The sequence below is a fragment of the Facklamia lactis genome, assembly GCF_015863205.1.
In the GTDB taxonomy this organism is placed as follows: domain Bacteria; phylum Bacillota; class Bacilli; order Lactobacillales; family Aerococcaceae; genus Facklamia; species Facklamia lactis.
Genome location: NZ_JACBXQ010000002.1, coordinates 474,167 through 494,310, shown reverse-complemented (window position 1 = coordinate 494,310; position 20,144 = coordinate 474,167). Strand labels below are relative to the sequence as shown.

Sequence of the window (20,144 nt, the reverse complement as noted above, 5' to 3'; positions counted from 1 at the left end):
AAGAAATGAAATGGGAGCTATTAAATGATGATCAGCGAGCGTTACTGATGAAAGTTAAAAATTACACAGAGGAAGTAATCTCTGTCAATTATCAAAAGTATGAAATCTCTGGTGAATTTCCATATCCCCTTTTTCAAGAGATTTGTCATTTAGGAGTTTTTGAATTACTCAAACAAGAAAATAATAATGATGATTTAACTTTTTTCGAATGTATTCGCATTATTGCATCCGGCTTTCCAGCTTTAGCAAGTATCGTGTTAACGCAAGGCTCATATATTATATATCCTTTACTCCAATTTGGAAATCATGAACAACAGAATAAATTTCTTAAGGATCTTATGACTGGTCACAAAATAGGAGGTCTTGCACTTTCCGAACAATCTGCAGGAAGTGATGTAGAATTAATTGAAACGGTTGCGTTAGAGACACAAAATTCTTGGATTTTAAATGGGCAAAAACAATTTATATCTAATGGAGCGATTGCCAATTTCTATTTCGTTGCTGCTAATGCCCAAATGTTAGATGGTTCGGTTGAAAGTGGGCTGTTTATTGTGGAACGCCAGTCTGAAGGGTTGTCAGTTGTGCCAGCTCCAGAAAAAACTGGTTTGAATTCTTTGCCTTTATGTGGCTTAGAATTGACCAAAGTAAAAATCCCTCAAACAGCTTTATTAGGAGAAAAACCTGGTGGAAATAATGAGATAGAGAAAATTTATAATCATTTAAAATTAGCAATTTCAATGCAAGCGATCGGTATTTCCCAAAGTGCTTTCCAACTTGGTTTACAAGAGTTACAAATTTTCAGAAGTTTTGGGAAACGTTTAATTGATGATCGGGCAACTCGTCATCGGATGGCCGAGTTACAATCTAAAATTAAAGCAGTACAAGTATTAGCTCAAGATATTATATGCAAACATTCGCAAGATACCTCGCAAGTTGCTATGCTTAAACTTTTTGCTTCAGAGCTTGCGGTAGAAACAACACAAAGTATTATACAGTTGCTTGGTGGTCAAATGATGACGGAAAATAGCAATTTTGAACGATTTGCATGTGATGCAGATTTAACTTTGTTGTATGGTTGTTCAGCAGAAACACAAAAAGAAATTATAGCGGAAGAATTTATGTAATAAATGAAAGAGGAGTCGATCATATTGGATATTAAAAAAATTATGATAATTGGTGCAGGTCAAATGGGAGCAGGAATTGCGCAAGTTTTTGCTCAGGCAGGATATGAAATTATCTTAAATGATATTAAGGAAGAGTTTGTAGAGAAAGGTATAAGTGGGATTGAAAAAGGGATGAAGCGTCGGATTGAGAAAGGGAAAATGGAAGAATCCGTGATGAATAAGACCTTGTCGTTAATCTCTCCTTCTACAAATTACTCAGATGCTCAAAACGCTGATTTAGTTATAGAAGCAGCTACTGAGAATGAGTCTATTAAGTTGGATATTTTTAAACAATTAGATGAATTTGCTCCAGAACACACTATTTTAGCTACAAATACTTCTTCACTATCGATCACTAAAATTGCAGCTGCAACAAACCGACCTGATAAAGTTGCTGGTTTCCACTTCTTTAATCCAGTACCCGTGATGAATTTGATCGAGGTTAACCTTGCTTTACAGACATCAAATGAAACAAAAGAGGCTTTAGAGGAATTGGGGAAATCTATTGATAAAACGGTGATCATTGCAAATGATACCCCAGGTTTTGTAGTGAATCGTTTATTAATTCCGATGATTAATGAAGCCATTTTTATTCTTGAGAGTGGAACTGTAACTGCTGAATCAATTGATAAAGCGATGGAGTTGGGAGCTAATCATCCCATGGGGCCTTTGTCATTAGCAGATTTGATAGGTCTCGATACAGTATTAGCCATTATGGAAACTCTTTATAAAGGTTTCAAAGATCAAAAATACCGTCCATCCCTACTGCTTACAAAGTATGTGGAAGCTGGGAAATTAGGACGTAAAACCGGAGAAGGTTTCTTCAAATACGATTAATGAAAGAAAGGTGAGAGGAATGAAACAATATAATACTTTGCAATTTAATGTAGAAGAACAGATCGGGACATTGACAATCAATCGTCCGAAAGCTCTTAATGCATTAAATACAGAATTGATGACTGAGCTGATTCAAATTTTAGATGACATTCAGGAGAATCAGGAAGTTCAAGTATTGGTCATTACTGGGTCAGGAGAAAAAGCTTTCGTTGCGGGTGCTGATATTAAAGAAATGGCCGATAAAAAGGCGATGGAAGGGAAAGAATTTTCTCATTTAGGGAATAAAGTATGCAAAAAAATTGCTAATTTAAGACAACCGGTCATAGCAGCAGTTAATGGTTACGCCTTAGGGGGGGGATTAGAAATTGCCAGTGCCTGTGATATTCGGATTGGTTCAAAAAATGCTGTTGTAGGACAACCAGAAGTTGGTTTAGGTATTATACCAGGTTTTGGAGGGACACAGCGTTTAAGTCGATTGATTGGTTTAGCTAAGGCAAAAGAACTAATTTATACAGGGAAAAATATTAAAGCAGAAGAAGCTTATGAAATCGGTATTTTTAATCATCTTGCTGAGCCTGAGAAATTAATGGAAGAGGTTTATGAGATGGCTCATCAAATTTTAAAAAATGCTCCTTTAGCTGTTGAAGGCGCTAAAAAAGCGATTGATAAAGGATATGAAATGCCAATTGATCATGCTCTTGCTTTTGAAGAAGATATTTTCGGTTTACTCTTTGATACTCAGGATCAAAAAGATGGTATGCAAGCATTTTTAAATAAAAAGGAAGCAAAATTTAATAAAAAATAATTGAAAAGGGGTCACGATATGGAACATGCTCAATTTGAAAAATTATATCAGAATAAGTTAACGACTGCAGAAGAAGCGGTTAAATTGATTGAACCTGGTGATGGAATCATTTATCCGCTAGGCGCTGGAGAACCAGCAGCCATGCATAAGGCTTTATCAGAATATGAAGGACTTGATGGCAATCGTCTATATACGATGCTTACCATGAATCCTGTTATTGATTTACCAAAAGAGAAATTAGAACAGATTTCATTTTTCTTATCAGGGTCAGATAGAGGAGCCTTCAATGAAGGATTAACCGAGTTAGTGCCAAATTCTTTCTCTGAAATTCCTAATATTATAATTGAAAGAGAGAAGGAGCCTGTTCTGATTGCAACAGTATCACCAATGGATGAAGATGGGTACTTTTCTTTAGGGGTAGGAGTGTCGTATTTTGGGCCGCAAATTGAACGGGCTAAAAAGATAATTATTGAAGTGAATGAAACAATGCCGTATACATATGGGATTCAAAATCATATTCATATTAGCCAAGTAGATGCTTTGATTGAAAATAATGAGCAAATACCAGTGAGTGCTGATCCGGAATTGAACGAAAAAGATGAAAAAATAGGGGCCTATATCGCAGATATGATCAATGATGGTGATACTATCCAAGTCGGGATAGGATCAATGCCGAATGCTGTGATGAACAATTTAGTTAATAAAAAAGGCTTAGGTCTTCATTCGGAAATGTTTACGCCTAAAGCGCAACTTTTGCATGAAAAAGGTGTTTTAACAAATCAGAATAAACAAAATTTCCGAGGGACTTCCATAGCTACGTTTGCGGTAGGCCCGAAAGAATTTTATGATTTTATGAATTATAACGAAGAGATTCTCATGATTCCATGTAATATGTCGAATGGATTGAAATATATCGCTGAAAACAACAATTTTGTATCGATCAATTCAGGTGTTGAAGTTGACTTATTAGGTCAAGTCAATGCTGAAAAAGTTCAGAAGAAATATTACTCTTCAACAGGCGGTCAAGCTGACTTTGCCAAAGCAGTTAATCTTTCTAAGGGTGGTCGAGGAGTTATGGCCTTATATTCAACCGCTGCTAAAGGGAAGGTTTCAACAATTGTTCCAACTTTATTTGCCGGGGCTCCTGTTACAACCACTAAAAATGATATTGATATGGTGGTCACTGAATATGGAGTAGCTAAGTTGAAGAATAAAACTATACGAGAACGAGTTGAAGCGCTGATCGCTGTTGCGCACCCTGATTTTCGTGACGAATTAAGAAAAGCCGCAATTGAAATGGGTTATATCTCTGAATAGTATGAGTTAGGTTTATATTCTGAATTGCTGATAGAAGGGAGGTAGAATATGTTAGATCAATTCATCTTTTATGATATGACATTTACTTGGCTAGAAGGATGTAAGGTGCTAACTGATGGTGGGACACTATTTGGCCCTGTCCCCAGAGCAGTTTGGGGTCGTTATTATCCCTATAATGAAAATAATCAAATGCCATCAGTTTGTGATCCGATTCTTATTCAATATTTAGGTAAAAATTATTTGATTGATGCTAGTTTTAATGTGGAAAAAATGCCAGAAAAATTAATCAAGAATACGGGAATTAAAAGTTCTTTTGACGTTGATTCTAATCTTTCTCAATTGAATTTAGGCAGAGAGGACATTGATGTTGTATTAATGACACATATGCATAATGATCATGCATCCGGGTTAACGTATAAAGAAAATGATTGTTTTTATTCAACTTTTCCTAATGCAGATATTTATATGAGTGAAATTGAATGGGATGAGGTTAGATCGCCAAATAACCGTACTAAGGGAACTTATTTAAAAGAAAACTGGCAAGCGATCAGCGATCAAGTAATCACTTTCTCAAATGAAATAGAAGTGACGCCTGGTATAACCATGGAGCACAGAGGTGGTCATTCGAATGGTCTATCAATTGTTCGTTTTGAACAGAAAGATGAGACAGTTATTCATTTATCTGATTTGTTATTAAGTTGTGTTCATACCAATCCTTTATGGGTTGGAGGTGTGGATGATTATCCAATGGACTCTATTGCGGCAAAAGAAGAATTGATGTTGGAAGCGTTGACAAAAAATTATCGGTTTATTTTTTATCATGATCCATTTTACAGAATGATTAGATATACAGAAGATGGGAAAGCAATACGTGAAGGAATGAAATGTTCAAGACCATCATTAATTCCTATTACTGAGAACCAAGATCGCTTTCCACAAGAAGCTTAAGCAAAAAATAAAACTATTTAATTATGGAGGAAATAAAAATGACAATGACAAAAGAACAAATTGTAAGAGAATTGTATCCTGAGGATGTATATCGTTATGCGGATAAATTAACTCAAGGTGAAGCAGAAGTGCTCTATGAAGTACGTCAGATAATTGAAAAAGAAATACGTCCAGTTATTAATGAATACTGGGAAAAAGCAGAATTTCCTTTTGAAGCTTTCTATAAATTAGCAGATGCAGGAATTATGAACAGTCCCAAACTATTTGAGGGACGTGACGATAAATTAAAAGCTAGTCAAATTTATAATGCGTTTTTATATTACGAATTAGCAAGCTTTGATACTTCGATTGCTACTTTCTATACTGTACATGGTGGGTTAGGATATAACACGATTCTTCTTGGAGGTAGTGAAGAGCAAATTGAGGAGTTTGGAACAAAAGTAAGAAATTTTGAATGGCAAACATGTTTTGCACTTACAGAACCTGATCATGGATCTGATATTGCGGGTGGGCTAGCTACTACAGCTGAGCGTAAAGGTGATAAGTGGATTTTAAATGGTGAGAAACGTTGGATTGGTGGGGCTGATTCTGCGGATATTGTGCCTGTATTTGCACGTGATGTGGAGGATGGTAAAATTAAATGCTTCATTGTTCGTAAAGGAGCACCAGGCTATAAAGCAGATCCTGTTCAACAAAAAATATCACTACGTTGTGTACAGAATGGACATATTACAATGGAAAATGTTGAGGTACCTGACGTAGATCGTTTACCAAATATTAATGGCTTTAAAGACGTGGCTCGAATCTTAATTCATACACGTGCTGATGTTGCTCATATTGCAACAGGGGTAACAGGTGGAGCCTATAAAGCTGCATTGAAATATACGACAGAGCGTGATCAGTTTGATCGTAAAGTAGCAGGTTTCCAATTAGTTCAAGAAAAATTATCACGCATGTTAGCCAATACTACTACAGCTATTAGCTTTTCTGTCAGAATTGCTGAATTAATGGAAGCTGGAGAATATGAAATGTTCAACTCTTCGTTAGCAAAAATGTCAAACTCGTTAAGAATGAGAGAAACAGTGGCATTAGCTCGTGAAACATGTGGCGGGAATGGTATTACTTTAGAAACAGACGTGGCACGTTTCTTCGCAGATGCAGAAGCTGTTTATACATATGAAGGGTCACATGAAGTGAATGCTTTGATAGTCGGTAGAGAGATTACAGGCATGGGAGCTTTTGTTTAGTTAATGAATCAATAGGCAAGACCGGATGATTAATCCGGTCTTTTTTTATTACATTATTTGAAGCGGTGTCTAAAAATTATTTTAGAAAATATGATTAGAAACTAAAGAATTGTTTCCCTTTTTAAGGTATTCATTTGTTCGATTTTTTTAAAAAAATAAAAAATGATGGTTAATAAATTATTAAAAAACGATGGGTTGATTTTAATTTGATCGATTTTTTAAAACAAAAGAAAAGCTATTTAATAGCTTGCGATGAATCTGATAATGGGTCTATATAGGTTATTTTAGTATGTTTAATTATAAAGTTTTTGAAATTAAAAAATAGGCTATCAATAATAAATGAATTTTTCACTTAAAATTTACGGATGCTTTTATTAATTTTTTATCATTTAATAATAAAATGTTTATACAAATTTTATTGTAACGGTTTTCAGCGTTGTATATACTAATTTTTGAAATGGTTTTCAATGCTTAAAGTAACACTTCCTTTAAGTCGAAGGGATATGATGTTTAAGTTTTTGGAAACAACTATTTCTTTAGAGGTTTTGGAATTGAATAGGTGGGAGCTGTTTTTATTGTCTTATTAATCATATAATTTTTATTTCATTTTGTTTCTTTGTTGCGGTGTTTCACAAGAATAAATTAAAAGAATTATGGAGGATTCTGTTTCAAAGATAGTTTGGCTTTTTATATCGGAAACTAAGTGAAAGTGATTATTATTGATATCGAGGTGTATATCGAGTTACTGAGGATGAGGTTGGAATTAAAAGGTCTTAGATGTTTCAAATGACGAAAATTATCTGATTATAATTTGGAAACGACCATAAAGGAAAGATGGGTTTTGAACTTTTATGGTAGTTAAACATAATTTATGGAGGAAAATAACATGGTAAATGATCGGAAAAATATTCCACAGGAAGAAAATGTTGTAAAAATGCAAGATAATAAATCAAGAGAAAAAATAAAAGAAAAAAAGAAGTTATCTTTTCCTACTGCCTTTACCGTCTTATTTATTATATTATTCCTAGCTTCAATATTGACTTATACTGTACCTGCAGGGTCTTTTGAACGCTTACAGTATGATCCAGAGACGAGTCAATTTACTAAGATAGGAATTGATGGAAGTGAAAGTAAACTTGAAGCGAATGAAGAAGTTTTGCAAGAACACAATATATCTATTCCTTTACAAAACTTTAAAGATGGAAAAGTTTTAAAACCGGTAGCTATTCCGGGAACTTACCAAAAGCTTGAACAGAGATCTCAAAATTTTATTGAAGTACTCAAGGCTCCTATCCAAGGTGTCGCAGAAAGTATAGGGATTATAACGTTCGTGTTAATTTTGGGCGGTATTATTGAGGTCCTGAACAAGACAGGGGCCTTTGCTGCAGGTGTAGCAGCATTGTCAAAAAGAACGAAAGGAAGAGAGTTTCTTTTAGTGACGATTATCATGTCATTAGTTTCTCTTGGGGGAACGACATTCGGTTTTGCTGAAGAAACTATTGCATTTTATCCTATACTGATGCCAATCTTCCTAGCGTCAGGATTTGATGCTTTAGTATGTATTTCTGGAATCTTTTTAGGTTCTGCTATCGGTACAATGTTTTCAACGGTCAATCCATTCTCTGTCGTCATTGCCTCTAATGCTGCCGGTATTTCATTGGCAGAAAGTCTCCCATATAAAATCATCGGTTTAATTGGAGCAACGCTCATTGCTCTTGTCTATGTTTATCGGTATGCAAAACGAGTTAAAGAAGATCCGAATAATTCTTTAGTCGCGGAAGAGATGCCTGCGATAAGGGAAAAGTTTTTAGAAAATTATAATGTCGATGAGGTTCATACTTTTAATTGGCGTAAAAGTATTAGTCTTGTTATTTTTGCTCTCGCTTTTCTTGTGATGATTTGGGGAGTAGTCGTACATGGGTGGATGTTTGAAGAGATGTCAGCGTTATTCTTGTTTGTTGCATTGCTGATTATGATTTTATCAGGCTTGTCTGAAAAAGAAGTGGTGGGAACGTTCCTAACCGGAGCTTCTAGTTTAGTCAGTGTTGCTCTTATTATAGGGGTGGCAAGAGGCATTAATATTATTCTTGATAATGGGATGGTTTCAGATACTTTCTTAAACGGATCGTCCGTCATTATTTCTAAAATGAATGGTTTTGCTTTTGCTGTGGTACAAATGATCTTGTATAGTTTTTTAGGGATTTTTATACCTTCTTCTTCGGGCTTAGCTTCTCTGTCAATGCCAATCATAGCCCCTTTAGCAGATGTTGTGAATGTGGGACGTGATGTAGTGGTTTCTGCCTATAATTATGGTCAGGGGTTAATGGCTTTTATAACACCGACTGGATTAATTTTGGCAACATTAGAATTAGTTGGAATCAGTTATGATAAATGGCTGAAATTTGTGCTTCCTTTGATGATTATTATCGGTATTTTTGCGATTATCATGTTGGGAATTCAAGTTGCTTTTTAAAAGAATATCATAAACTTTAGGAGGAAATTATGGATAAAAATATTGAACGTTTATTTAAATACTTCGCAATTGATAGTCAAAGTGACCCTAAATCTGAAACATGTCCATCATCAGAAGGTCAGATGGAATTAGGTAGAGTAGTGGTTGAAGATTTCAAAGATATTGGACTTACAGATATTGAACAAGATGAGTTCGGATATGTTTATGCAACGATTCCAGGTAATGTAAAAGAAGCTCCGACTTTTGGACTGATTGTTCACTTAGATACGGCTACTGAAATGGATGGGAAATGTACTAATCCTCAAATCGTTGATTATCAAGGTGGAGACATCAAATTAAACGATGACTATCAAATGACAGTTACAGACTTTCCTTTTTTAAAGGATTTAGTCGGAGAGCGATTGATTACGACCGACGGGACAACCTTGTTAGGAGCGGATAACAAAGCAGGAATTGCTATCTTGATGGCTGTTGCTGAACGATTGATCAACCACCCTGAAATCAAACATGGTGATATTCGTTTAGCGATTACTCCAGATGAAGAGATCGGACGAGGCCCACATAAGTTCAATGTTGAAAAATTTGGTGCTGAATTTGCATATACTGTTGATGGTGGTCTAAATGGTGGAATGGAATATGAAAATTTTAATGCCGCAACGGTGAAAATTAATATTCAAGGAAAGAATGTTCATCCGGGATCAGCTAAAAATGTGATGGTTAATGCTTTAAGAGTTGCGATGGAAATTGAGAGCCTGCTTCCTGTAAATGAAAAACCAGAGTATACAGAAGGTTATGAAGGATTTTATTTATTAGATGAATTGAAGGGAAATGTCGGAGAAGTGGAGATGGTTTATATAATTCGTGATCATTCCAAAGAATTATTTAATCAGAAGAAAAAAACATTTGAGCATATCATAGCTTATTTAAGTAGTAAATATGGGGATATTATAAGCCTAGAAATAGAAGATACCTATTATAATATGAAAGAAAAAATACTTCCTTATATGCATATTGTAGAAATGCTAGAGCAAGCCATGAAGGAAGCGGGAGTGGAGCCTGATATCAAACCCATCCGAGGAGGATCAGATGGAGCACAATTATCCTATATGGGCTTACCTTGTCCAAATATGTTTACGGGAGGTTATAATTTTCATGGCCGGTATGAGTTCTTGTCGCTAAATCAAATGGAAAAAGCTATTGATGTGATTATTAAATTAGCAGAAATTAATGCGAAAAATGAATCATAATAGATATTGACTTAATTGAAGATTAAATAGTACAGCAGCGTTCTACATTCCGAACAATGCTGTATTATTTTGTGTTCGTTCAACCTAGACTTTACTCGTGGGTATAGTAGAGTGATGCCGCATATTATGAATTGTCTTGATGCTTGAGTGATCAATAAAACGGGATGTGTTTATAAAAAAGAAATAAACGCTATCAACTGGGAGAAATTAGTTAACCTCACTGTTGATTTCTAGCTGAGCTCTACCAATGTTAGAATTATTGTTCTTTCAAGGTAGTGAGTCTTTTATTCTGAGTGCCTATAATAGTAGCTAAGATTAAAAGAATGCCAGCTAAACTGATTAATAATGCCGTTCCTCTGCTAGGTCCCGTTCCAAATATTTTTCCTATAGAAGAGGCTAAAGGGCCATTATTTACTAATAAGGGGTTAAAATAATGGTCGGCTAATAAACCTGCTGATATGTATGATAATAAATAAGCAAATTGCGAAATATTGAACGCCCAACCTAAAACTCGACCTAAATACTCATTGGAAACATTGACCCTAATTAGGTAGTCGAGTGACACATTAGTAAAAACGAGCGATCCGAACAACAAGAAGGCAAAACAAGTGATAATCACGATATGGTTAATCATACCTATCAACATAATCATTGGTCCAGCAAAAATGAGCGAAATAAAAACGATCTTGAGATAATGTTTTTGAATAGGACGTATACTGATATATATTCCAAAAACTAACATTCCACTTGCAGCAATAGTAAGAACGGTTCCATATACTTGTGGGCCAGCCATATCAATCAAGACGGGAGTGATTAAAACTTGAATAAAACCAATAAAAAATGTGATTAAACTGAGGTAGACAATGAGAAGTAGGACATTAGGATGGTTCTTTAGATAGCGATTCCCTTCTTTTAAATAGAACCAAGTATTGATGCTATGTGTTTCTATCGTATGATGGCTACGGATAGAGACTTTTACTAAATAAGTACAAATTAAAGTCACAATGATAGTTAAACAGTCAATCAATAAAATTTGAGTGAGAGGCATATACCTTAATAAAAAACTGGCGAGAATAGGCGAGATCAGATAGGTCGCGGAATCATTAATTTGTAACATACTTGCAGCTTGTGCGTATTGATCTTGAGTCAAAATATCAGAAATAGAAGCTTTCAAAGCTGGGACTGTCATTGAGGAAAAAATAGCGGAGATCGTTAAACCTAAAAGTACTAAGAATAGATGCTGGCTTACGGGGGAGTGACTTTTGAGTTGGAAATAGATGAGAATGACACCAAGACCTGAAAAACCATCACCCAAAATTAATAAAAGACGTCGATCGTACTGATCAACTAATGCGCCTGCTAAAGGAGAACAAATTATTCGGGGGAACAAGCCGATAATGGCTACTAGACTCATTAGAAAAGTTGAGTGGGTCTCTTGATAGATAGAGACTGTTAGAACAAATGTAGTGAGACCACTTCCAATCGTATTGATCAATGCACCTATCCATAAAATTAGAAACAAATAAAACGGTTTTTGCTTATTTAAAGTCTTCATTTACTAGCCTTCTTTCAATTTATTTGGATACCGACAAGCTGTCGGTTTAAATTATAAACTTCTTTAACGGAGTGTCAAGTTTATTTATAAGCAGAAACTTTGCAAGCTTATTTAAAATCAATATAATTAGAGTGGGTAAAAGAAAAAAAGTGGGGGGGAAAGGTGTGAAAGACGCCATTTTAAAATTAGAAAATGTCAGCTTTTTTGCTGATGGAAAACATATCCTAGAAGATATTTCCTTACAAATAAAAGAAGGGGAAAAAGTGCTTTTTTCAGGACCATCTGGAAGTGGGAAAAGTACTTTATTAAAATTGATTGGATCGGTCATTTCACCTAGTCAAGGGAAAATATATTATCAAGGAAACGATATTGAAAATATAAATCCTTATGATTATCGGAAAGAGGTTTCTTATTTTTTTCAAAATGCGGCCCTATTTGATCAAAGAGTAGAAGATAATTTGTCGTTCCCTGCTCAGATTCGAGGGGAAGAATTAGACATGACGAGAGCAGAGTTCTTATTAGAAGAAGTAGGGCTTTCTCGTTCCTATTTAGAAAAGTCCGTTAATGACCTTTCGGGGGGAGAAAAGCAGAGAATCGCTTTAGTGAGAAACTTAATGTATCAGCCTAAAGTTATTCTCTTAGATGAAGTAACCAGCTCGCTCGATCAAGCGAATCGAGATGTGATTAATCAATTGATTGATAAGTTAATAGTCGAAAATGGTATCACAGTGCTAGCAGTTACGCATAATCAAAAAGATATGGAAGAGGCCTCACGTTTAATTAAGATTGAAGCTGGGAAGGTGGTTGAAGAAAGTGACGAATAGTTTAGAGATTAGTAATCTTTCCTTATTCTTATCATCGATCTTGCTAATAGTGGCTTTGCTGATTGATTATAAGGAAAAGCTGGGATTAGGGAATGACATTTTGATAGCAGGTGTTAGAGCTGTTATTCAATTGTTCCTAATTGGTTATGTTTTAGCTTATGTCCTTAGAGTTGACAATACCATTCTAACCCTTGTTATGGTTCTTTTTATTATTTTCAATGCTTCTTATAATGCCCATACTCGAAGTGAAGGGATTAATAATTCATTTAAAATATCATTATTATCTATTGGAATTGGGACAGCCTTGTCTTTGGTGATATTAGTGTTTTCGGGTGTGATTGAATGGACACCTTCACAAATTGTGCCCATTACAGGGATGATTGCAAGTAATGCGATGACTGCAATTGGGGTAGTCTATCGGTCATTAAATTCAAAATTTACTGATCAAAGACAGCAAGTTTTAGAGAAATTAGCACTAGGTGCTGACAAAAAACAAGCCTCAATGTCAATTGTAAGAGAGAGTATTAAGACTGGAATGGCGCCATCTGTTGATCGAACCAAAACGGTTGGCTTGGTTAGCTTACCAGGTATGATGTCTGGTTTGATTTTTGCAGGAATTGATCCGGTTCAAGCGATTCGTTATCAAATTATTGTAATGTTTATGCTCATTTCAGTGACGGCTATTTCTTCTTTTATTGCTTGTTACATGGCTTATCAAGAGTTTTATAATAAGAGAAGTCAGTTGATGATTTAATAAAAAACACTAGTTAACGAATGCCACATGATGTTGTCAGCGATTGACGATGTTATGTGGTTTTGTTTTTGATGGAAGATATTGTATTTTTTTTACCAAATTACATATAATAATTCTGTGACTTTAATAAATCTCTTTGTTTAACAAAGGATAATACAGACCGTATAGAATGAGTGAGGGAATGTTTTGAGTAATTTAATACAATCAATATTGAAAAGTAAAGTTATTTTGTATGTTTTAAATGGATATCTAATGGTTGCGATTAGCTTATTAATGTTAAAGCCATATGTTTTGAATTTTACAGAATTAAATAATTTTTTTTCGTTAAGTTTCTTATTCATAGCCGTTTTGACATGGGCTTGTTTATTTGCTTTGCTAGATAAGATCTTATCGATCGGAGCCCCTCCATCTTTTATTTTTCATTGTTTATTATTATCTTATTTTATCTTAGTGATTTTAATTTCTAAATCTATTTTAATTTGTTTAGGTTTTTTAATTTTTTTATGCAGCTTGGTTAGTTATCTTTATTTGAATAAGAGTAGGTTATTTTATAGTTCGCTTTTAACAGTTTTGGTTGCTTTCCTTAAAATAATATGGCTGGTGCTCAATCAGCAATTCTATTTAAATGAAAAGTTTAAGCTAGACATTGCGGAACAGGATATTCAATATGGCATCATAATTGTTTTAAGTTTTATATTGGCCTTTATCATAGTGTTCCTTGGCGATAAAACAAAGCTTATCACCAAAATTGGTACGAAAAAATCGTTACAAATATTAAGTCATGCATTATTTCTTTTTGGCCTTCTGTATGTGGTTTTTCTTTGCATAGCAATGTATGCCAGAGCTGGCAGTTTCTCAGCTCCTAATTTTGATATGGGTATTTTTACTCAAGCCTTTGCGAATATGGCGAAGGGACTTGGGCCTGTGACAACGCTTGAAAGGGATAAAGTCTTGTCTCATTTTGCAGTTCATGTTTCACCTATTTTATATACGATTCTGCCTTTTTATAAACTATGGCCAAGTCCTGAGAATTTAGAAATATTGCAAGTCCTTATTACAATGTCAGGCATTCTTCCCTTGGCCTTGATTCTAAAAGAGTTTGATTTTTCGAGATTGATTAATAGATTATGTTTGCTTTTATATATAGTACTTCCAACCTTAACAACCAGTCATTTTTATGATTTTCATGAGAATTGTTTTTTAGCCCCTTTAATTTTGTGGGTGATTTACTCGAATCTAAAAGGTTGGAGGTGGAAGGGCTTAATTTTTACTATTTTAACCTTAATGATCAAAGAAGATGCTATCATTTATCTAGTCAGTATCTTTTTATATTTTACGCTTCAAGACCGTTATGGGGTGTTCCGACAGCATTATCGATTCTATTTGATTAGTCAGTTAATATTACCCCTTATTTATTTTTCACTTTGTCTATATTGGTTACAAAACTATGGTGATGGAGCTATGACCACAAGGTTTACTAATTTTATGTTGCCCGGTCAGGACAGTTTAAGAGAGGTTGTGGTTAATGCAATTACCAATCCGACCTTTGTATTAAGTAGCATTTTTATTCAAAGAAAGCTATCTTATCTGGTGCTTATCTTAGCGTGTTTAGGATTTTTGCCTTTGATACAAAGAAATTGGGAGACATACTTATTGATGTTACCGTTACTTGTAATTAATTTATTGAGTGATTACTTATATCAAGTTGATTTTGCTAAGCAATATAATTATGGATCGTCGGTCTTATTAATATTTATGGCATTAGTCTCATTAAAAGAGAATGGATCATTTGTGTCGAAGAATAAATTTATCCTTCACAAAAAGCTGTTGAGACCATTATTAAGTTCTGCGGTATTATGTTCTTCACTTGTTTTAGTAACATTTTTACCACGAAAAGTAGATACGATACAACTTTATTTGAAGGAGAAGGAAGATTTTCAGCAACTTGCTAAAGAGTTGAAAGAAATTCCTAGAGATGCTAAAGTCTTAGCCTATTCTTTTTATACCCCACACTTATCGGATATTTATTATCTATATGATGCCTTTTATCATAATGAGGGTAGGGTTGATCCTGAAATAGATCTAGTAGTCGTACCTAGATCTATGTTACAGCATTATTCTTCTAAAGAAGCACAGGTTGTAAGTGATTATTATCAATTAGGTTATCGGGAAAGTGATCGATCGACAGATCAACTTTATATTTTAGAGCTTAAAAGATAGTGAAAATAAAGAGCGGGGCGGGGGCTTTAGCACTCGTCCCACTTTTTTTATAGATTAAAAGCTTCTTCAACATCAATTTTATGATCCGAGTTTAATAAGACCATTAATTTTAATCTAGCCTTTACGCCACTTAGTCCCTGGGCAAAAATGATTCCTGCCTGACGAAGCTGTTTTCCTCCACCGAGATAATCATAGACATCTTCAGTCACCCCGTTAAAGGCTCTAGAGACCATTACGATAGGAATCTTCTTATCAAGGAGGCGTTTAATGGCGGGCAATGTCGCAGGTGGTATATTACCGGCTCCAAGTCCTTCAATCACTAATCCGTTGTAGTCAGCTTGGGTGATCGCTTCAAAAAGTTCACTTCCCATTCCAGCATAAGTCTTCAGTAAAGCGACTTTTTTGTTAATTTGAGTTAAAGTATAAGATTCATTGCGAATCAAATGCTGAAAATAATGGACTTGATTTTTAGAAATTAAACCGATCGGACCGAAGGTGGGAGTTTGAAAGGTAGCTAGATTGGTCGTGTGAGTTTTCGTTACGTAAGTCGCAGTGTGAATTTCCTCATTCATAACGACCAGCACCCCTTTGTTTCTAGAATGAGGTTCTATTGCTACAAAAATAGAACTTCGAAGATTGGCAAGACCATCAGATCCAATTTCATTGCTAGATCGCATCGCTCCTGTAATGACAATAGGGATATCGAGGTGAAGGGTGAGCTCTAGAAAATAAGCTGTTTCTTCAAGTGTATCCGTACCATGGGTAATGACAATGCCATCAAATAAATTAGCTTGCTTTGAAATATATTGAGATAGTTCGAGCATTTTTTGCTCAGTCATGTGAGGTGAAGGCAAATGGAAAAGATCGATAACCGTTAGATCTGCAAATTTACTAAAAACAGATCCTTGAAGATGGATAGGATTTTCAGATGAGGGAGAAACCTTCCCGGTTGTTTGATCTTCGGACATTGCAATGGTTCCACCCGTGTTGATGAGTAATATTCGTTTCATTTAGCATTCCTCCTACCAGATGTCACTTCTAGTATAACGTTTTCAATCTTGGCTCACAACAAAAAATAAAACGGTTATGGAGGATTCCATAACCGTTTATTAAGGGGTAGTCTTATTTAAAAATTATCTGCGATCTAAATCATTTTCATCAAGGAGATCTTCATCAGTTAAACGTTCTTTAGTGAGGTCACCTTGATCATGAATTTCTAATTCTTCACGACGAGTTTCTTCTGAAACAGTTTCATAATCAGTGTGAGCTGTTTTAGATACTTCCACTTCATCTGTTACCACTGTATCTTTAGAGACAGTCACTTCTTCTTCTGAAATTGGAACTACAATTTCTTCTTCAGTAAAGGCATCTGCATCTGCTGTTTCATCAGTTGGTGTCTTATGTTTGATATGGATTTCTTCGCGTTCTACTGGAACTTCAACGGTTTGAGTTTCACTGATTACTTCTTTAGTGATCTCTACTTCTCCAGCATCACGACGCTGCTTATCAATATTAATACGTTCTTCGTGTAAACGAATATTTTCTGTATCGTCAAAGTTGCGGTCACGTAAATCTAAGTCTTCTCTTTCATTATTATAAGTTGCTCCAGTGGCAGTGTAATCATTTCTTTCAACATCGTTATAATTAACATTGCGACCGTTTAAATCTAATAATTGACCTTCATAATCACGATCTACGACAACTAATACTTGGCCATCACGTAATGATGTTTCATATTCTGAAAAATCAACTGTATCACCATGATAATCTGGATCTTCTCCTAGGCCAAATAATTTTTCGAACCAATTACGGTTATCTTCAACTTCAATTGCATGAATGCTATCGAATCTTGAAGTGTGGCTTGAATCATTTGAAACTAGTGAAACTGCTGAACTAGGAACACCTGCATTAACAATTGCGTCTGCTTGAGCTTCTGCTTCTGCGAATGTTGGATAAACTCCATAAACGTAACGTTGTACCATAAATATCATTCCTTCTTTCATTAGTTTTTTTAGTTACAAGTTCATTATAAAACCTCCGAAAATAAATTGCGAAACGTATGAATTTTGATATATATTGAGGTTATTTTTATTACATAAAGCAATAAATTTCAACTAAGATGATTAGAGTGGGCTTTATAAATCTTTAGTAGGAGCATTCAAATGATAGAAAGATAAAAAAAGATTCCGATCAAAATTTTTTGATCGGAATCTTTTTTATTATAGGAGAGCAAATTATCGTTGACAAATACCTGGACTTGTCATTTGATCTGGAGAAAGAATACGTTCTAACTCTTCTTCAGACAGTAGATCTTCTTTGAGAATGATTTCTCTAACTGATTGACCAGTAAAGAGCGCTTCATTAGCAATTTCGCTTCCCTTCTGGTAACCAATATGAGGAACTAAAGCAGTTATAATCCCCACACTACTCTCAAGTAGTTCTTTACAACGATCTTCATTGGCTGTGATATCTATCAGACAATTATCAACAAAAGTTTTAATACCATTCTCTAATATTGATATGGATTCGAATAAAGCATAGAAAATAACGGGCTCAAAAGCATTGAGTTCTAATTGACCTGCTTCAACTGCCATTGCGATGGTTGTATCATTTCCCGCCACTTTAAAAGCAATTTGATTAATAACTTCAGGAATAACAGGGTTTACTTTACCAGGCATAATAGAAGAGCCATTTTGTTTTTTTGGTAAATTGATTTCGTTGAAGCCAGTTTTAGGACCTGAGGAGATCAAGCGTAAGTCATTGGCCATTTTGGATAAAGTTAAGGCGAATGTTCTTAGAACACCAGAAATCATACTGAAAGAATCGATATGTTGTGTACCGTCTATAAGGTCTTGAGCTTGAACCAAAGGAATCCCAGTGATGGAGGCTAATTCTGGAACAATTTGTTGAACATATTGGGAATCGGCATTTAATCCTGTTCCAATAGCTGTTGCCCCCATGTTAATGGTCAAAATCTCTTGGATAACATAGTCTAATCGTTGGCAATTACGTTCTACTGCCACGGCATACGCTTTAAATTCTTGGCCTAAGCGGATGGGGATCGCATCTTGCATTTGTGTCCGTCCCATTTTTAGAATATGGTCAAATTCTTCTGCTTTTTTTTCAAGCGTTTCTTGCAATCGAACCATTTCTTTTTGGAGTCCTACACATAATTGATAAGCAGTGATTTTACCGGCTGTTGGGATGACGTCATTGGTGGATTGACCGTAATTTACGTGGTCATTAGGATGAACGAGATTGTAATCTCCTTTATCTCCTTGTAATAGGGTATTGGCACGGTTTGCGATGACTTCATTAGCATTCATATTCATTGAGGTGCCTGCTCCGCCCTGGATAGGGTCAACAATAAATTCATTAAGAAGTTCTCCGTCAATGATTTCATCACATGCCTCAATAATAGCTTGTGACTTCTTGGGGTCTAAACGATTTATAGCTCCATTCGTAACAGCTGCAGCCTTTTTTATATAAGCTAAACTTTGAATAAAGGTAGGGTGAAGTTTGTTCCCTGTGATATTAAAATTTTCCTGAGCACGGAGTGATTGGACACCATAATAGGCTTCGATTGGGACTTGATGGCTTCCGATTGAATCGCTCTCGATGCGGTGATCGCTAATAATCTCCATATATATGCCTCCATTTTGTAAGATGAGTCGATTGATAAATTTAGTATAGAAATGAAAGGGCTTTATTACCAATACAATTTTGTTTATAATAGTTATAATACAAAAGCTATAAGAAGGAGCGATTTTTTTGTTTCAAGGAATGGAATATGTGATGGCAGTGTACCAAGAGCAAAGCTTTTCTAAAGCTGCTGCTAAATTATATATTTCTCAGCCTTCTCTGAGTGCTAATATCAAACGGATAGAGAAGAGATTGGGGCATGATATCTTTGATCGATCGACTATACCATTAAGAGTGACTGAATTTGGTGAGGAATATATTCGAAATGTTCGAGAGATAGAGCGAATTGAACTAGATTTTAAACATTTTTTATTCCAATATGATAATTTACAATATGGAAAAATAATTGTAGGAGGTACTAGTTTATTTGCTTCAATGATCTTGCCTAAACTGATGGCTAAGTATTCAGAAAAGTATCCAGCAATTCAATTGGAATTATTAGAAGCGACGACCAATAAGTTGATTTCTCTTTTACACGAAGGTGAAATTGATTTAATGTTAGATAATACCTATTTGGATGAAGTGATTTTTGATCGTCAAAATTATACAACAGAATCGTTAATGTTGGCTGTGCCGAAGAGTTTCGAGGTGAATGAAGTCCTTGACTCCTTTCAAGTTCAGGTCAATGTAAAGGATAAAATAAAAGAAGCTGTGACTGAGGTGGAACCTGTAAAGTTAAAAGATTTTACTGATTTGCCTTTTGTTCTTCTACATGAAACAAACGATACAGGTGTAAGGGCACGTTATATTTGTCAGCAGCAGTCTTTCCAACCGAATGTTGCTTATACCGTTGAGCAGCAACTAACTGCTTATAATATTGCTCTTTCAGGAATGGCAATTTGTTTCATTGGAGACACTCTACTAGTGAATGTTCCATACAATGAAGAGTTAGTTTTCTATCGTTTAGAAGGAGAACATGTGACTCGAGAGGTTAATATATATTGGAAGAAAGACCGTTATCAAAGTAAAGCCAGTCAGGCTTTTTTGGAAATGATACGAGAAGAAAAATGATAATATAGTGAAAAGGGTTCCAATCAAAATAAAAGTCAGTA

Annotated in this window: 16 protein-coding genes; 12 read left to right on the top strand and 4 right to left on the bottom strand. The window is 35.0% G+C overall.

Annotation, left to right across the window (positions count from 1 at the left end; genetic code table 11):
- The first annotated feature begins 5 nt into the window (after positions 1-5).
- From HZY91_RS05330 to pepT, 8 genes are all read left to right on the top strand, one after another.
- On the top strand, positions 6-1,124 hold the full coding sequence (locus tag HZY91_RS05330) for an acyl-CoA dehydrogenase family protein (protein ID WP_197115218.1): 1,119 nt from the start codon (positions 6-8) through the stop codon (positions 1,122-1,124).
- A 24-nt stretch (positions 1,125-1,148) separates the two neighbouring features.
- Positions 1,149-2,000, top strand: a complete 852-nt coding sequence (locus HZY91_RS05325) for a 3-hydroxybutyryl-CoA dehydrogenase (protein WP_197115217.1) — start codon at positions 1,149-1,151, stop codon at positions 1,998-2,000.
- A 19-nt stretch (positions 2,001-2,019) separates the two neighbouring features.
- Positions 2,020-2,805, top strand: coding sequence for an enoyl-CoA hydratase-related protein (locus HZY91_RS05320; RefSeq protein WP_197115216.1), 786 nt, complete (start codon positions 2,020-2,022; stop codon positions 2,803-2,805).
- 18 nt (positions 2,806-2,823) lie between these two features.
- Entirely contained in the window at positions 2,824-4,122 is a 1,299-nt protein-coding gene (locus HZY91_RS05315; protein WP_197115215.1) for an acetyl-CoA hydrolase/transferase family protein, read from the top strand.
- Between the two features lie 48 nt (positions 4,123-4,170).
- Positions 4,171-5,070 (top strand): MBL fold metallo-hydrolase, encoded by a 900-nt coding sequence (locus HZY91_RS05310; RefSeq protein WP_197115214.1) that lies wholly within the window; start codon positions 4,171-4,173, stop codon positions 5,068-5,070.
- A 44-nt stretch (positions 5,071-5,114) separates the two neighbouring features.
- Positions 5,115-6,317: an acyl-CoA dehydrogenase FadE gene (gene fadE, locus HZY91_RS05305; RefSeq protein WP_197115268.1), complete on the top strand. Its 1,203-nt coding sequence runs from the start codon at positions 5,115-5,117 to the stop codon at positions 6,315-6,317.
- Between the two features lie 886 nt (positions 6,318-7,203).
- Complete coding sequence (locus HZY91_RS05300; RefSeq protein ID WP_235991503.1) at positions 7,204-8,790, top strand: YfcC family protein; 1,587 nt, start codon at positions 7,204-7,206, stop codon at positions 8,788-8,790.
- Positions 8,791-8,819: 29 nt separating this feature from the next.
- Complete coding sequence (gene pepT, locus HZY91_RS05295) at positions 8,820-10,037, top strand: peptidase T (protein ID WP_218957751.1); 1,218 nt, start codon at positions 8,820-8,822, stop codon at positions 10,035-10,037.
- A 256-nt stretch (positions 10,038-10,293) separates the two neighbouring features.
- On the opposite strand, the gene HZY91_RS05290 is transcribed toward pepT, so the two are convergent.
- Complete coding sequence (locus tag HZY91_RS05290; protein ID WP_197115213.1) at positions 10,294-11,592, bottom strand: MFS transporter; 1,299 nt, start codon at positions 11,590-11,592, stop codon at positions 10,294-10,296.
- 164 nt (positions 11,593-11,756) lie between these two features.
- Between HZY91_RS05290 and HZY91_RS05285 the strand changes: the two genes are divergently transcribed.
- From HZY91_RS05285 to HZY91_RS05275, 3 genes are all read left to right on the top strand, one after another.
- The gene (locus HZY91_RS05285) at positions 11,757-12,416 is read left to right on the top strand and encodes an ABC transporter ATP-binding protein (RefSeq protein ID WP_197115212.1); all 660 of its coding nucleotides are present in this window, start codon (positions 11,757-11,759) and stop codon (positions 12,414-12,416) included.
- Positions 12,406-13,170, top strand: a complete 765-nt coding sequence (locus HZY91_RS05280) for an ABC transporter permease (RefSeq protein ID WP_197115211.1) — start codon at positions 12,406-12,408, stop codon at positions 13,168-13,170. The genes HZY91_RS05285 and HZY91_RS05280 overlap by 11 nt, the downstream gene beginning before the upstream one ends.
- Positions 13,171-13,356: 186 nt before the next feature.
- Complete coding sequence (locus tag HZY91_RS05275) at positions 13,357-15,390, top strand: DUF2079 domain-containing protein (RefSeq protein ID WP_197115210.1); 2,034 nt, start codon at positions 13,357-13,359, stop codon at positions 15,388-15,390.
- A gap of 47 nt (positions 15,391-15,437) precedes the next feature.
- On the opposite strand, the gene HZY91_RS05270 is transcribed toward HZY91_RS05275, so the two are convergent.
- From HZY91_RS05270 to HZY91_RS05260, 3 genes are all read right to left on the bottom strand, one after another.
- Positions 15,438-16,400, bottom strand: a complete 963-nt coding sequence (locus HZY91_RS05270) for an asparaginase (protein WP_197115209.1) — start codon at positions 16,398-16,400, stop codon at positions 15,438-15,440.
- Positions 16,401-16,523: 123 nt separating this feature from the next.
- The gene (locus HZY91_RS05265) at positions 16,524-17,372 is read right to left on the bottom strand and encodes a YsnF/AvaK domain-containing protein (RefSeq protein ID WP_197115208.1); all 849 of its coding nucleotides are present in this window, start codon (positions 17,370-17,372) and stop codon (positions 16,524-16,526) included.
- Between the two features lie 252 nt (positions 17,373-17,624).
- Positions 17,625-19,034 (bottom strand): aspartate ammonia-lyase, encoded by a 1,410-nt coding sequence (locus tag HZY91_RS05260; RefSeq protein WP_218957750.1) that lies wholly within the window; start codon positions 19,032-19,034, stop codon positions 17,625-17,627.
- Positions 19,035-19,161: 127 nt separating this feature from the next.
- On the opposite strand from HZY91_RS05260, the gene HZY91_RS05255 reads away from it, so the two are divergent.
- Positions 19,162-20,103, top strand: coding sequence for a LysR family transcriptional regulator (locus HZY91_RS05255; RefSeq protein WP_197115207.1), 942 nt, complete (start codon positions 19,162-19,164; stop codon positions 20,101-20,103).
- The last annotated feature ends 41 nt before the right edge of the window (positions 20,104-20,144 follow it).